At 40.4% G+C, this 17,295-nt stretch carries 8 protein-coding genes; 6 read left to right on the top strand and 2 right to left on the bottom strand.

Annotated elements, in window-relative coordinates:
• Positions 1 to 60 precede the first annotated feature (60 nt).
• The gene (locus GYM74_RS07710) at positions 61 to 10,728 is read left to right on the top strand and encodes a hemagglutinin repeat-containing protein (RefSeq protein ID WP_220217648.1); all 10,668 of its coding nucleotides are present in this window, start codon (positions 61 to 63) and stop codon (positions 10,726 to 10,728) included.
• A gap of 3 nt (positions 10,729 to 10,731) precedes the next feature.
• The gene (locus GYM74_RS07715; protein WP_220217649.1) at positions 10,732 to 11,046 is read left to right on the top strand and encodes a hypothetical protein; all 315 of its coding nucleotides are present in this window, start codon (positions 10,732 to 10,734) and stop codon (positions 11,044 to 11,046) included.
• A 51-nt stretch (positions 11,047 to 11,097) separates the two neighbouring features.
• Here GYM74_RS07715 and GYM74_RS07720 read toward each other — a convergent pair whose 3' ends face one another.
• Positions 11,098 to 11,232, bottom strand: coding sequence for a SymE family type I addiction module toxin (locus GYM74_RS07720; RefSeq protein WP_220217650.1), 135 nt, complete (start codon positions 11,230 to 11,232; stop codon positions 11,098 to 11,100).
• On the opposite strand from GYM74_RS07720, the gene GYM74_RS07725 reads away from it, so the two are divergent.
• The 4 genes from GYM74_RS07725 (at position 11,226) to GYM74_RS07740 (ending at position 17,032) form a co-directional block, all read left to right on the top strand.
• Positions 11,226 to 11,807 (top strand): hypothetical protein, encoded by a 582-nt coding sequence (locus tag GYM74_RS07725; RefSeq protein ID WP_220217651.1) that lies wholly within the window; start codon positions 11,226 to 11,228, stop codon positions 11,805 to 11,807. The two genes, GYM74_RS07720 and GYM74_RS07725, sit on opposite strands and share 7 nt — an antisense overlap.
• A 12-nt stretch (positions 11,808 to 11,819) precedes the next feature.
• On the top strand, positions 11,820 to 12,512 hold the full coding sequence (locus GYM74_RS07730; protein ID WP_220217652.1) for a hypothetical protein: 693 nt from the start codon (positions 11,820 to 11,822) through the stop codon (positions 12,510 to 12,512).
• A 329-nt stretch (positions 12,513 to 12,841) separates the two neighbouring features.
• Positions 12,842 to 16,630 (top strand): hemagglutinin repeat-containing protein, encoded by a 3,789-nt coding sequence (locus tag GYM74_RS07735; protein ID WP_255556231.1) that lies wholly within the window; start codon positions 12,842 to 12,844, stop codon positions 16,628 to 16,630.
• Positions 16,631 to 16,642: 12 nt separating this feature from the next.
• Positions 16,643 to 17,032, top strand: coding sequence for a hypothetical protein (locus GYM74_RS07740; protein WP_220217654.1), 390 nt, complete (start codon positions 16,643 to 16,645; stop codon positions 17,030 to 17,032).
• Positions 17,033 to 17,077: 45 nt separating this feature from the next.
• On the opposite strand, the gene GYM74_RS07745 is transcribed toward GYM74_RS07740, so the two are convergent.
• Positions 17,078 to 17,233, bottom strand: a complete 156-nt coding sequence (locus GYM74_RS07745) for a SymE family type I addiction module toxin (protein WP_220217655.1) — start codon at positions 17,231 to 17,233, stop codon at positions 17,078 to 17,080.
• Positions 17,234 to 17,295: the final 62 nt, after the last annotated feature.

Genomic DNA, 17,295 nt, shown 5'->3' on the forward strand with positions numbered 1-17,295 from the left:
TACCCGACCAGTTATACATGGAAATAAGTAATAAACAGAATGGAATGAAGGAATTAAAAAATGAATAAGCACCTATATCGAGTCATTTTTAATAAAAAACGCGGTATCCAAATGGTTGTCGCCGATATTGCTAAAACGCCTAATGGTCATGAAAAAGCCAATAAAGAAGATAAACAATCATTATTCAAATCCTGTTTATTTGCATTGCAACCGATAAGCTTATTCGTATCTATCACGTTAGGCTTTGTATCCATCATCTCACCAGCCTATGGTAATAATATTGTTGTTGATAATCAGGCAAATAAAAATCAGCAACCGCAAGTGATCTCGGCGGCAAATGGTGTCACCCAAATTAATATACAAACGCCGAATAATAAAGGTCTTTCACACAATAAATACACCCAATTTGATGTCTCACAGCAAGGGGTAATTTTAAACAACAGCAGCAAAATCAATCAAACCCAGATTGGCGGTTATGTTCAAGGTAATGAAAACTTAAAAACAACCGGTCCGGCTAAAATTATCTTAAATGAAGTCAATTCACGTAATCCAAGCCAACTAAATGGCGTGATTGAAGTTGCCGGACAAAAAGCGCAAGTGATTATCGCTAACCCTTCGGGTATTACCTGTCATGGTTGTGGCTTTATTAACGCGAATCGAGGCACCTTAACCACCGGTACCCCGACTATCGATAATGGTGAATTAACCGGTTACCGGGTTGAACAAGGACATATTAATGTCACCGGTAAAGGGCTCGATGGCTCAACGCAAAGCTATACCGATTTAATTGCCCGCTCAGTATCGATTAATGCTGCGGTATGGGCAAATGAAGCCAATGTTATCACCGGTAAAAATCAAGTCAGCCGTGATACCAAAAACGTTACTGCGTTAGACAGTACTCATACCGAAGATAAACCCGAAGTATCGATCGATGTTTCACAATTTGGCGGCATGTATGCCGGTCAAATCAACATGATTGGTACCGAAAAAGGCGTTGGGGTACACAATGCCGGCGAACTTGGCGCAAGCTCAGATAATATCGTGATTCGTGCAGACGGAAAAATTATTAATACCGGTACATTACAAGCGCAGAAAGATATCACCTTAAACAGTCAACAAGATATCACTAATCGCCGTCAGATCTACAGTAAACAAAATATTAAATTAAATAGTCAAAATGCGATCACCAATGAAGGGGCAATCATCGCTCAACATGATATTACCTTAAATGCCAAAAAAATCGACAGCACTGAGGCAAGTCGAGTTGCCGCCGGCATTAATGAGCAAGGAAAACTGATCCATAATAAAGGCAATATTTCCGGCACCGCAAATGACATCAATTTCAACGGTAAAAACAGTGCCGGCCAGACACTATCGCTCAATGCAAAGAACAATCTGAATCTGAACAACAGTCAAACTTATGCCAATAAGCTGCATTTGACCGGTGAAGAGAATATTTCTCTCAATTCGGCAAAAATTCAGACAGAGCAACAATTACAGTTATCAAATAACCAACAAATCGATATTGATAACGCCACAGTGCAAGCTAAACAAGGGATTGAAATACAAACCAATAAGCTCACCGCCGACCATAGCCAACTGTTAGCGCAAGAGTCTATCACCTTAAAAGCAGATCAAATAAAAGCGCAAGCAGCAGACCTTAACACTAATAGTACCATTGATATCCAGGCCAATGATGTGCAGATGCAATCGGGTAACTTAAGTGCTAAAGGGGAAATTTCACTATCGGCAAATAACGCCATTATGGATAATTTACAGGCCGTTACTGAGCAATCATTAGCAATTACCGCTCAAACGTTATCCACGCAAGAAGCCAATATACAAGCCGGGCAAGATATCTATGTTGAAGCCAATACCATCGAAAACGCTTCAAGCTTTATCCGATCGAATGGGCCGATTAATTACTACTTTAATCGCTTAAATAATCAAGGCGCCACCTTAGTCAGCGGCCGGGAAATCAGCCTGACCGGTGATAACCTGTTTAATGAAAAGGGTAAATTGCAAGGTACCGGCAACATTCACATTTCAGCTTATCAATTATTTAACAACCAATTTGGTACAATTTTATCAGATAAATCAATCATGGTTTATTCTGAAAAAATCAACAATGATAACGCTAAATTGATCGCCAATAATGGCTTATCACTCTCTGCCCGGCAGTTATCGACCAACAACAGTTATTTGTATGGGTATACTAACATAACATTAGATGCGGAAAAGCAATTGAGTGCCAAAGGTGCAACTCTTTATTCCGAAGGCATCATTGCATTAGACAGTGAGCAAATTGATTTAACCGATGCTTCTGTCAGTGCTAAGGACGATATTAACGTTAGTGGTCAGCAACAGAACTTAACCAAAAGTGAGTTTTTATCCAACGGTCAAATCAATTTGGACGCCACGACCATTGAGGCTGACGATGCGGTTATCAGAGCGGCCAAAGATCTATCCATTAAAGCTTTAAAGCTGGCATCATTCAACCGTGGTCAATTGTACGCTAACCAACAACTGAATCTGACAGCGGCGCAAGCCAACACCCATCATTCAACGCTTTATGCCATAAATGGCATGACGATCAACACGACCGAACTCAATAACCAGGACGGCAAATGGATCAGTGGCGGTCATGTTGCAATATTCGCCAAATACTTTAATAACCAATACACCAATATTCAGGCTGAAAAAGACCTGACTATTGACAGTGAGCAGTTAGATAACCGTGAAGCAACCTTAATATCTTTCAAAAATCTGGCCATAAATACCCAGGATCTCGACAACACAAAAGCGCGAATTCAGGCAAGTAAAATAAGTATTAATGCAACCGGAAACGTTAACAATAATGCCGGTATATTCATTGCCCAAACGGCAGGTATCGATATTAATGCCAATAACATCATCAACAGCGCTGCTCGACTTTGGGGAGTGCAATCTATTACCCTAAAATCCAACCAGTTAGATAATCAAAAAGCGCAATTATCCAGTAATGGCATCATTAATCTAACCAGCGATGTTATGGATAATCGATCGAGTGTGATTCAGGCTAAACAAGGCATTGAGATTAAAAGCAAGCAACTTAGCAGTGACCTTGCGCAGTATGTTTCTGAAGGTGATTTCACTATCAACAGTGAAAACGCCTCACTCAATCAAGCCTCGCTTGGTAGTAAAGGCAATATGCAAATTAATACACAGCACGTTTTAGCGTTACAAAATGCCCAACTGGTTGCTGAAAAAAATATGCAAATTCGCGCTGAGCAAATCAATACCACGGAAAGTGAAATTGGCGCACAAGGCAATATCGATGTTGACGCCTCAACGCTGATTAATAACCAGGCTAAATGGCAGGCAAAGCAGAATATCAACATTAACGCTAACCAATTTGATAACTCAGGGGCTCAACTTGTTTCAGATCAATCCATAACTATTCACAGCCAGCAACTGAATAATGATCAAGCGGCGTTGAGTGCTAAAGACAATATGACGATCGAGGCACAAACCGTCGAGAATGCCGAGGCTAAATTATTTAGCGGTCAATCAATTACCGTTGATTCAACTAAACTCAATAATCAAGACGCCGTGTTTAAAGCCGATAATGCAATAACGATCAATAATCAGGCGTTTAACAACGCTAATGCGACTTTAGTGGCGAATGCGGCCATAAAAATAGCCACCAAAGCACTGAATAATGCTAATGCAACATTACAATCGCAAACAGAAATTGCGGTCAAAGCCGATCAATTTGACAATCAGTCCGCCTTACTGCTTTCCGGTAAAAACGGTACCAATATTGAAAGCCAAACACTCAATAACCAACAAGCAAAAATATTAACGCAAGGCGATTTGACCATTAAGGCTGACGACATTGCTAACCAAAATGCCAAATTAGTGGCGGATAAAGCGATATCGATTCAAACCAATCAAATCAATAACCAACAAGCTGATTTACAAGCCAAAGGCAATATCGACATTAATGCGGCAACGCTTGATAATGAGTTGGCTAATGTGGTGTCGGAAAACACTATTACTTTCGATGTTGCTAACGGTATCAACAACCGTTTTGCTGAGCTGACCGCCAGTGGCGCCATTAAACTCGCTTCATTAAATGGTCATATTGAAAATCAACATGCCAAATTATTGTCTAATAACGGTATTTCATTACAGGCAATCAATATTGATAACCAATCCGCCTCGTTTAAAACCAATGGTCTTGTTGATATTAAGGCACAGCAAATTAATAACCGCCAATCTCACTATGTGGCAGAAAATATCCTGCTCGAAAGCAACGCTTTAAACAATCAGTTAGCCAGTTTAACCGCCAATAATAAAATTATTATTGATGCTAAGGACTTTGATAACGATCAAGGTTATTTACTCTCTGACAACTTATTGCTCAAAACAAAATCATTTCGTGGTAATGGTACGATTAAAACGAAAAATGATTTATCGCTTGAGTTAGAAGACAGTTTTGTTAATGACAGTGAAATTACCGCGAATGGTCACTTATCGATTAGCAGTGAAAATGACATCATCAATAAAAACAAAATTACAGCCGGCAAACAAGTCAGCTTAAAAAGCCAACAACTTATCAATGAACAACAAGCAGAAATTAGTGCCGATTATCTGGCATTAAATCATCAAAATGCCACCAACTATGGCCTAATTAATGGCACAACCGCAATTATTGACAGTAACACATTAAATAACTTACAAACCGGTCGAATCTATGCCGATAATTTAGCCATTAACGCCATAACGCTGAATAATCGGGCACAAAATGGTACTGCGCCGGTCATTGCTGCCCGACAAAATTTTCATTTAGGGGTCAATACGCTCAATAACTATGCGCATGCTCAGTTATTGAGTCTGGGTGATTTTATTATTGGCGGTGAACTTGATGAACATTACAATGTAAAAGGTCAAGCCGAACTGATTGAAAACCATTCAGCAACCATTGAATCACACGGCAATTTATTGATTAATGCTAAGCGCATTAATAATATTAATGACCATATTGTCACTGAAATGCGCCAAAGTGACGAGCCACCGGAACATGAAGTCTATTTTCAAACGTCTGAGGGGGAAGGGAAAACCAAATACTCGCCTGATGATGTGCTTTATCGCATTAAGAGTAAATATATGAGTCATGCTCAAGGCGTGTCTTGTGACAAACATAGTCGATGTTTGTACAAATGGAATGATATTCCATTGAATTTACGTAATACCATGAATTTACAAAGAATGTATGTTCCAAGTAAAGGCGTATACGGGGCGGAAAATTCCTGGCATTATGACATCTATAAACAAAAATATCGTACTGTATTGATTGAAACAGATCCAAGTAAAATCACCGCTACCGGTAATATTACGATACAAGGACAAACGTTAAATAATCACGACAGTAAAATTATTGCCGGTAAAAATGTCAATATTAATGTCGATCAGTTAAACAATATCTCGCAAGAAGTTTTATCAAAATATGTCTATTCGGGAAGGGTTAATTTACATAGAAAAAAAAGTAAAGGTGAATATAGATTTAGATCCTATAATTATACAAAAGCCGATGAAGCGTTTATTGATAATGCATTAAATACCAATATTTTAGATCATCAAATATTTGAGCAGGCTCAATTAAACGATACCGCTCGTCAACCAACCACGGTTGAAAATACCCATCAACATGTTGATATTAATCAGCCTGTTCAAGATTCAGCTAAGCAACACGAAAAACAGATTGATAACCCGCATTTTGGGCACGATAACACCACGGCGGTTAACGCGACAATCGATAAACAGGAGGTTATCACCTCTGCAAATACCCCTGTCGATAATAATATTGATGACCATTTAAATCAGCAAAGCCAACAGGCAGATCATGCCGATTTAGCCACCGCCGATAAGGGTATCACCCCGCCTAAAACTATCAGCATTTATGAGCCTAATTTAACCCTGCCGGATAACAGTTTATGGATCGTCAATAAAGATACCGATAAAAATTATATTATTGAAACCGACCCTAACTTTACTCAGCGTAAGAAATGGTTAAGTTCAGACTATATGTTAAGTCGCTTAAAAGCCGATCCGGACTCGGTGCTTAAGCGCTTAGGTGACGGTTATTATGAACAACAACTGATTAAGGAACAAATCGTTGGTTTGACCGGTCATCGCTATTTGCAAGGCTATGAAAATGATTTAGCGCAGTATCAAGCCTTAATGGATGCCGGTATTAGCTTTGCTAATCAATACGGTATTGCGCCGGGGGTGGAGCTGTCTGCTGAGCAGATGAAAGCGTTAACCACTGATATGGTCTTGTTGGTGAAAAAGCAGGTGGTCATTAATCATCAAGCTATCGATGTTTTAGTGCCGCAGGTTTACATTGTTAACCGCACTGAGCTCAGCCATGACGGTGCGTTAATTGCCGGTGATAATGTCTTTATTAAAGGTCAGGCGCTTAATAGCAGTGGATTAATTAATGCGAAAAAAGATATTCAGTTATCCGGCAATAATGTCACCAATAGTGGCACGGTATTTGGTGAGCGGGTGGCAATTGATGCGAAAAATGATATTACCAATTACGGGAAGTTAGTCGGTGATAAGCTGGTTTATTTATCTGCCGATAATGATATCAATCTTCTGTCCGGTACCCGCACGCAAATCCGTGGTAATAATGTCACCACCAATATCGACCAGGCCAGTATCATTCAGGTGAATAATGGCAATATTGTTATCGATGCCGGGCATGATATTCATGCTAAAGCCGGCTGGATTATTAATAATGCCGAGACAGGCAATACGTCGTTGCACGCCGGTCATGATATTCGCTTTACTGCCGCTGAGATTGAAGAGAAGTTAGATTTAGGTGGCGGCAAACATTATCGTAAAAGCCATGAACACAATGTCGTTGGCAGTGAAATCAGTGCCGCTAATAATGTGACGTTAAGTGCCGGGCATGATATTGATGCCAAAACGGTCGATATTGCTGCCGGTAAGCAATTAGGGCTTTATGCGGATAATGATATCGCTATCGGGACGTCGTCTGAGCGATTTGAGTTAGATGAGTTCCATAAGAGTTCGAGCAAAGGCTTTTTAAATAAAACGACCACCACCACGCAGACGCAAATCGATAATACCACCGAAAAAGGCAGTCAGCTCTATGGCGATAGTGTCACCATTGCCGCCGGGAATAATTTAAGTGTCACCGGTAGTCAGGTGGTCGGTACCCATGATGTCAATCTGAAGGCGGGCAATAATATTGATATTGATGCCGCCGGGGAGTCTTATTACCGTAAACAAGAGACGAAGACAAAAAAATCCGGGCTGATGAGTAGTGGCGGTATCGGGGTGACCATTGGTCATGAGAAAGAAAATCTGAAACAGACCGATAGCGAGCAAGCCTATTTAGGCAGTACCGTCGGCAGCACGGAGGGTAATGTGAGCATTCAGGCCGGTAAGGATATCACCGTCAAAGGCAGTGATATTATTGCCAAGCAGGATGTGAACTTAACCGGTGAGAATGTGGCTATCGAGGCACTTGATGCCAAAACTACCTATAACGAGCAGTACACTTATGAGAAATCCGGACTGACCATTGCCTTAACCGGTACGGCAGCAGATATGTATGAAGCGGCCAAAGCGGTTGAGCGGGCGAAAGAGAAAGGCAATGATAAGTTATTAGCCCTGCAATCAATTAAATCTGCGCTGACCGCACTTGAAGCGATTGAAGATTTGCAGCTGCAAAATCAGCAAGGTCAAAAACAGGCGTCAATCGGTGTCAGTGTGATGGTGGGCACGCAGCGCACTGAGCGGGAGGTCAATCAGGAGCAACATAATGTTATCAGTAGCGGGGTCTCTGCCGGGCAGAATATTCATATCACCGCAACCGGTGATGCAAATGAGCAAGGCGGGGATATCACCTTAAAAGGCAGTGAGGTGAAAGCCGGCAATGATATTAATCTGACCGCTAACCGGGATGTGAATGTGATTGGTGCGGTCAATACGCAGCACAGTGACCGGGATGAGAAAAGCTACGGCGGCGGCGTGGGGATTCAGCTTCAGTTTGGTGGTGATGAAAGTGGTCTGCGGTTTAAAGCCAACGGTAACTTTAGTCGGGAGCGGGAAAACGCTGACGGCAGTGCCTGGACCGAGAGTGTGATTGATGCTAAAAATCAACTCAATATCAAAACCGGTCATGATGTGAATGTGGTCGGTGGTCAGTTAAAAGGTGATACGGTGAAGATGAATGTGGGCAATAATCTTAACATTCAGTCACTGCAAGATACCGATAATTATGATTATGAAAAAATCAGTGCTTCGGTCAGCGGCACCGCCGGTTATGGTGGGGTGAGTGCGAACGGCTCGTTATCGGCCACTGAAATGGAAAGTAAATGGGCAAGTGTGACCGACCAGTCGGGTATCTTTGCCGGTAAAGGCGGCTATGATATCACGGTCGGCAATAACACGGACTTAAAAGGCGCGGTGATTGCCTCGAAAGCGGAAGATACCGGTAAAAACAAACTTGATACCGGCACTATCAGCTTCAGTGATATTAAAAATAAAGCTGACTTTAAAGTGACCCATGTTGCCATTAGTGGTGGCACCGCCGGTCCCGGTGCGCCAACGGCATTTAAAGACAGTGACAGTGACTCAAGCACCACCAAATCAGCGGTGGAAAAAGGCGAGTTAATCATCCGCAATCAGGACCAGCAAAAACAGGATATCAACGGCTTAAGCCGGGATACGGACAGTGCCAATAATCCGCTTAAACAGATTTTTGATAAGCAAAAAGAGCTGGATAAAATTGAGACGGTTGAGCTGATTAAAGATATTGCCCAACAGGCTAAAAGTGTGGTGAAGAAATATGACCGCATTGAGGCACAAAAAGAGGTGGATAAAAATAAGGATGCGTTAACCCGGGCGGAAGCAGAAAAGCGATATAAATATTTAAGTGATGAGGAAAAAGCGAAATACGCCTCATTTGAACAATATTATGAAGATAATAAAGATTATATTTACTATGCGCTGGTTGATAAGCAGCTGGAAACCAATAAAAATAAAGATAAAAACCTGGGCACCATGGGCGGTGATGTCAGTAAAGGGATTGATACCGCTATGGCGATTGTAACCGGGGTGATTACCGGTGATATTGCCGGTAGTCTGGCGGGTGCCAGTGCGCCGTGGATTGCCGAGCAAATCAAACTGCATACCGGTCATGCTGATGAAAAAGGTAACTGGGTGACCGATGATATCGCCGGTAACTTAATTGCCCATGCGATACTCGGCGCCGTTGTCGCTGAGCTGCAAGGTGGCCCGTCGATTGCCGGTGGGGTCGGTGCGGTTGCCGGTGAACTGGCGGCAAAACTGATTCGTGAGCAACTCTACGGTAAAGACGTTAAAGACTTAACCGAAGCTGAAAAACAAAACATCAGCGCCCTCGCCCAGCTGGCAGCCGGCCTGGCGATTGCCGCCGGTGGCGGTGATACCGGCGCTGCCGGTGCGGCGATTGCTGCCGGGAAGAATGCGGTTGAGAATAACTTGTTGAGCCCTGCGGATGTTGCTGAAGCAGACAAGAAATATGCAGCCTGTAATGGTGATAGAAAATGCCAAATGCAGGTAGTAAAAGAAACAAATGAGCTTGATAAAGAAAAGATCAGAGCATTACAAGAATATAAAAATCAATTGTTAGAAGAGTATGCTGAGAGATATCGAGAAATTATAGCGGATTGTGAAGGCTATACAACTTGTCAGTTAGAAAGAAGAGATTGGTTGCAGGAAGAGATAGATAATCGATATCGTGATTTTTATACTATAGTTACTGATGGTGCATCACCAGATGATCTGAGTTTTGGATATTATCCTGATGACACAAAAATTCAATCCTTATGGGAAGGAATGAAAAATGCGCCTGGCAAGTTGGTTGATAACATTGTTGAAGGTGGCGATAAAGCTATTCGATACATTGATGACAACTCACTAGGAAAAATTGCTGATGACGCTTGGGAGTTTGGAAAGAAAATAGCAAGCATTCCAAGAGAATGGTTAAATAAAGAGATCCCAGCAGATTCTTTTGAAACAGCATTGACTAACTTAGCAAGTATGACTGGGCATGATGTTGGTGAAGCGTCATTCTATACTGTTGCGGGAACGGCAACGGCTGCTTTAGGCGGTAAGATTATACAATGGATTGACGGGAAATGGACCCCAGTTAAGATTGGTAGTTTGGAGACCGGAAAGGGACCTACTGCCAATAAACCATTAGACAAAACAGACTTAGAGCTACAACACGGAAAAGGAAATGTTGAACAAGGTGGTGGAAATTATAAAGAGACTAAGGATAAAATACTTGATAATCAGGCTGCCAATCAGAAAGCAAACGAAAGTAGTAAATTTGGTGAGCATGTAGCGAAAGAACAACAAATTAATGTTGGAAAGGGGACGAGTGGAGTAATAAATACAGTCAGACCAAACACATTGAGTGAATTAAACTCTGATCTTATTTCTAAAGGCTTTCAGTTAAAAGGTACTAGTGGGGGGGGATATACGACTTATAAGCATCCGGATGGGCGTATTGTTACAATAAAACCTACTGGTGAGGTTATCCCAACAAAACCTAAGATTGCAGAAAATGGTAAAAAATATAATGAAAGAACTGACTATGAATTTAATAGATTAGAAGATCAAAGTCATTCTACTAACCATTTTATCGATAAGGACAAATAATATATGAAAGATCATTATTTAAAGTTGGTTGATGTTAATTTATCTATGTTTTCTATTAATTTAGATAAAAACGAAGTTATTATTGAAATTTTAAATATGGATAATGGTAGCGAAGTTTGTACCATCAATATAAATAACATCATTACATTACAATATCAAAATAATATCGATGAAAAGGATATTTTACCTGCATATATCGGTGAACTTGAAATATCAAAGAATCTTGATAATAGGCTATATTATTTGAAAATGCAAGGTTGGGTAGATTTGTCCTTAGTTAGTGCGAATTGCTCTATAAATTATCCTCATACAACATAGTTATTTATTAAAAATCCCTACATAGTAGCGGGGAAAATCAACCATTTATTTTTAGACTTGCAAATCAAGTTCAACCACCAACTTACCCTGTTCAATCTTAATGATAACAGGGCAGCCTACATAAAAGCCTATCTGTTTTAGCCACCTGCCTTTAATGGTCAGTTGTGGTTTTGTGCCTTGTGACACGTAACTGGCGGTATAAACAAGGTGGTGGAAATTATAAAGAGACTAAGGATAAAATACTTGATAATCAAGCTGCCAATCAGAAAGCAAACGAAAGTAGTAAATTTGGTGAGCATGTAGCGAAAGAGCAACAAATTAATGCTGGTAAGGGGACTGGAGGATATTTAAACAAACCCGAACAAGGGGGAACATTAAATATTGGTGCAGGAAATAAACCAATTGAAGGCGCTTATAATATATCTCATCCTGATTATCCTATGGGAAAAAATGTTTATCCTGGCAATGTTAATGATTTGACAAATATTGCAACAGGTTCTCAAAAAGTCATTATTATGGAAAATCCATATAAATATAAGCCTTTTAATGATGAGGTATTAAGAGTTTTAGATAAAAATGGAACAATTATTGTCAAAGGTTGTTGGAATAATCCGTCTATGAATAATATAGAAAAAATTGCAAAGAGCAAAGGTTTTACTTTAGTTGAAAAAAATATTATTCCGAGTAAAGGTTATTTACAATCAAACGGTAAACCAATACAGAATCCTACTATTACTGAATATAAATTTATTAGAAATTAATGAAGGTTTATTATGAAATATAAATTAGATATAACTGATAGTTATCAAAAGTTCATATGCTTAGATAATGATATAGGAATAGAAAACTATTTATCATTTGACTTAGAAAATAACACTGATGATTTTGAAATCATATTAGAGAATATAGCGGTTAATATGAGCGAGGACTTTTGGTATTTACCTATCATAAAGCAAAACCCTCAAACTATCCTGAATAATGCTTTAAATGAAATTGATTTAAATGATCTAAGTAGTATATTAGTTGTCTTGATTAGAAAAGCGAAATTAATTATAAAAAAGCAAAAAAACTTATATTTGAAAATAAATGATGGAGAAAATGAATATTTTCATTCTGTAGATTCTAATTTTAATATAGGCGATAAATACATTTGGTTGGCAGGAAAAAGTGCTGATTATTTCAATAAAGAAGTTAAGCTAAAAATTATTTTTTCAGGTAGATTAAATTTTATTTTTGAAGAATCAGATATTTTAATTCAAACAATAGATTTTAAAGATTATATTACAGATCATGAAGTTGATATTATTAATAGATACCAAGCATTAATTGTAAAATTAAAAAATAGAAATATTACTCAACTAGATCTAAATAATATTTCATCTAATTTTTTAGAATATGATTTTTCCAAAAATTATTTTAGTAGTAGTGAAAAAGGTAATATTGCATATAAAAATTATATTGCATAACTTTAATGCATTGAACTTTAAAATATTAAGAGAAAAATATTTTAATATTTTCAGAATAATATATTCATTAAAGCTTATAAAATATAGGGTATTTCCACATAATAAAATATAAATGAAAATATCTTATTGATTGCTTGGAATTAAACTAGTAAATTAATCTCTATCACCAACTTGCCCTGTTCAATCTTAATGATAACAGGGCAACCGACATAAAATCCTAACTGCTAAAGCCCCCTACCCTTATCGATGCCGGACATGATATTGATGCCAAAACGGTCGATATTGCTGCCGGTAAGCAATTAGGACTTTATGCCGATAATGATATCGCTATCGGGACATCATCGGAGCGATTTGAGTTAGATGAGTTCCATAAGAGTTCAAGCAAAGGCTTTTTAAATAAAACGACCACTACCACGCAGACGCAAATCGATAATACCACCGAAAAAGGCAGTCAGCTCTATGGCGATAGTGTCACCATTGCCGCCGGGAATAATTTAAGTGTCACCGGTAGTCAGGTGGTCGGTACCCATGATGTCAATCTGAAGGCGGGCAATAATATTGATATTGATGCCGCCGAGGAGTCTTATTACCGTAAACAAGAGACGAAGACGAAAAAATCCGGGCTGATGAGTAGCGGCGGTATCGGGGTGACCATTGGTCATGAGAAAGAAAATCTGAAACAGACCGATAGCGAGCAAGCCTATTTAGGCAGTACCGTCGGCAGCACTGAGGGTAATGTGAGCATTCAGGCCGGTAAGGATATCACCGTCAAAGGCAGTGATATTATTGCCAAGCAGGATGTGAACTTAACCGGTGAGAATGTGGCTATCGAGGCACTTGATGCCAAAACCACCTATAACGAGCAGTACACTTATGAGAAATCCGGACTGACCATTGCGTTAACCGGTACGGCAGCAGATATGTATGAAGCCGCCAAAGCGGTTGAGCGGGCGAAAGAGAAAGGCAATGATAAGTTATTAGCCCTGCAATCGATTAAATCTGCGCTGACCGCACTTGAAGCGATTGAAGATTTGCAGCTGCAAAATCAGCAAGGTCAAAAACAGGCATCAATCGGTGTCAGTGTGATGGTGGGCACGCAGCGCACTGAGCGGGAGGTCAATCAGGAGCAACATAATGTTATCAGTAGCGGGGTCTCTGCCGGGCAGAATATTCATATCACCGCAACCGGTGATGCAAATGAGCAAGGCGGGGATATCACCTTAAAAGGCAGTGAGGTGAAAGCCGGCAATGATATTAATCTGACCGCTAACCGGGATGTGAATGTGATTGGTGCGGTCAATACGCAGCACAGTGACCGGGATGAGAAAAGCTACGGCGGTGGCGTGGGGATTCAGCTTCAGTTTGGTGGTGATGAAAGTGGTCTGCGGTTTAAAGCCAACGGTAACTTTAGTCGGGAGCGGGAAAACGCTGACGGCAGTGCCTGGACCGAGAGTGTGATTGATGCCAAGAATCAACTCAATATCAAAACCGGTCATGATGTGAATGTGGTCGGTGGTCAGTTAAAAGGGGATACGGTGAAGATGAATGTGGGCAATAATCTTAACATTCAGTCACTGCAAGATACCGATAATTATGATTATGAAAAAATCAGTGCTTCAGTCAGCGGCACCGCCGGTTATGGTGGGGTGAGTGCGAACGGCTCGTTATCGGCCACTGAAATGGAAAGTAAATGGGCAAGTGTGACTGACCAGTCGGGTATCTTTGCCGGTAAAGGCGGCTATGATATCACAGTCGGCAATAACACGGACTTAAAAGGGGCAGTGATTGCCTCGAAAGCGGAAGATACCGGTAAAAACAAACTCGATACCGGCACTATTAGCTTCAGTGATATTAAAAATAAAGCTGACTTTAAAGTGACCCATGTTGCCATTAGTGGTGGCACCGCCGGTCCCGGTGCGCCAACGGCATTTAAAGACAGTGACAGTGACTCAAGCACCACCAAATCAGCGGTGGAAAAAGGCGAGTTAATCATCCGCAATCAGGACCAGCAAAAACAGGATATTAACGGCTTAAGCCGGGATACGGACAGTGCCAATAATCCGCTCAAACAGATTTTTGATAAGCAAAAAGAGCTGGATAAAATTGAAACCGTTGAGCTGATTAAAGATATTGCCCAACAGGCTAAAAGTGTGGTGAAGAAATATGACCGCATTGAGGCACAAAAAGAGGTGGATAAAAATAAGGATGCGTTAACCCGGGCGGAAGCAGAAAAGCGATATAAACATTTAAGTGATGAGGAAAAAGCAAAATACGCCTCATTTGAACAATATTATAGCGCGAATGAAGACTCCATTTATTATGCGCTGGTTGATAAGCAGCTGGAAACCAATAAAAATAAAGATAAAAACCTGGGCACCATGGGCGGTGATGTCAGTAAAGGGATTGATACCGCTATGGCGATAGTGACCGGGGTGATTACCGGTGATATTACCGGTAGTCTGGCCGGTGCCAGTGCGCCGTGGATTGCCGAGCAAATCAAACTGCATACCGGTCATCAAGATGAAAAAGGTAACTGGGTGACCGATGATATCGCCGGTAACTTAATTGCCCATGCGATACTCGGCGCCGTTGTTGCTGAGCTGCAAGGTGGCCCGTCGATTGCCGGTGGGGTCGGTGCGGTTGCCGGTGAGCTGGCGGCGAAACTGATTCGTGAGCAACTCTACGGTAAAGACGTTAAAGACTTAACCGAAGCTGAAAAACAAAACATCAGCGCCCTCGCCCAGCTGGCAGCCGGCCTGGCGATTGCCGCCGGTGGCGGTGATACCGGCGCTGCCGGTGCGGCAATGGCTGCCGGGAAGAATGCGGTTGAGAATAACTTGTTGAGCCCTGCGGATGTTGCTGAAGCAGACAAGAAATATGCAGCCTGTAATGGTGATAGAAAATGCCAAATGCAGGTAGTAAAAGAAACAAATGAGCTTGATAAAGAAAAGATCAGAGCATTACAAGAATATAAAAATCAATTGTTAGAAGAGTATGCTGAGAGATATCGAGAAATTATAGCGGATTGTGAAGGCTATACAACTTGTCAGTTAGAAAGAAGAGATTGGTTGCAGGAAGAGATAGATAATCGATATCGTGATTTTTATAATATAGTTACTGATGGTGCATCACCAGATGATCTGAGTTTTGGATATTATCCTGATGACACAAAAATTCAATCCTTATGGGAAGGAATGAAAAATGCGCCTGGCAAGTTGGTTGATAACATTGTTGAAGGTGGCGATAAAGCTATTCGCTACATTGATGACAACTCACTAGGAAAAATTGCAGATGACGCTTGGGAGTTTGGAAAGAAAATAGCAAGCATTCCAAGAGAATGGTTAAATAAAGAGATCCCAGCAGATTCTTTTGAAACAGCATTGACTAACTTAGCAAGTATGACTGGGCATGATGTTGGTGAAGCGTCATTCTATACTGTTGCGGGAACGGCAACGGCTGCTTTAGGCGGTAAGATTATACAATGGATTGACGGGAAATGGACCCCAGTTAAGATTGGTAGTTTGGAGACCGGAAAGGGACCTACTGCCAATAAACCATTAGACAAAACAGACTTAGAGCTACAACACGGAAAAGGAAATGTTGAACAAGGTGGTGGAAATTATAAAGAGACTAAGGATAAAATACTTGATAATCAGGCTGCCAATCAGAAAGCAAACGAAAGTAGTAAATTTGGTGAGCATGTAGCGAAAGAGCAAGAAATTAATGTTGGAAAGGGAACGAGTGCTAACATAAATAATGGAACAACTGGTACCGTATGGGATTCAGTGAAGGCAACTCAACCGAATTACCCTGGTTCAGTTATTCCTAAATCATTTGAGATGACTTTACCTAATGGGCAGAAAGTATGGATTCATGGTAATGCAACAGAACATATTGCCGAATATGCTCAATTTAAAGCGAAAGACTATACGCCAGAAGCTGTAAGGTTATCGTCACAACAACAATTGAACAGTTTGCAAGGGGCTCTTAATTCAGCAACAAAAAATGGCGTTGAATATAATAAGTTAATTACAATCGACGGTTGGGAGCTAAAATTAGCACCACCTCGTCAACTAGGTGAGCTTCCTGCAGTAATTCATGCTCGACCAGTTAAATAAGTAGGAGTATTAATGAGTATTAATTTAAGTGATCCTATCAAGATTATTTTTGATGAGATAGAAATAGATGATTATTTACCGTCAATTAAATTCAAAATTGATATTAATATAAATCAGTTCACTCATCTTTTAGCATATAGTGGAGAAATTTGGATTGAATGTAGCGTCTGGGATCGATTCTCTAAAGGGCTTAATGAGGGAAAAAACACTATATTAAATGATATGGATGATACTTTTATCATAAAGATAATAAAAAGTAATGAGTTCATAGAGTTTGCATGGTCAATTAAGAGACGAGATCCTGAAGGAAATGTTATGACTGCAGATTATAGCAGTAAAATTACTGATGATGTTTACTCTGTCATCAAAAATGAATTTATTAATTATCCTAAGTGGTGGTAGATAGTAAATCTCCCACCTAACCAACGGGGCTCTTCTTATCTATTTTTAGATCTGCATCGCAAGTTCAACAACCAACTTGCCCTGCTCGATTTTAATGATAACAGGGCATCCTACATAAAAGCCTATCTGCTCCAGCCACCTGCCTTTAATTGTCAGTTGTGGTCTGGGGTTGATTTTAGCGTAGAAATGCATCTTAATCATAATAACCATTTCGTATAGTTGTAGTAGTAGCAGGTTGTCGCCTGTTACTACTATGTTACTTT

It is taken from the genome of Gilliamella sp. ESL0405 (assembly GCF_019469205.1).
Lineage (GTDB): Bacteria > Pseudomonadota > Gammaproteobacteria > Enterobacterales > Orbaceae > Gilliamella.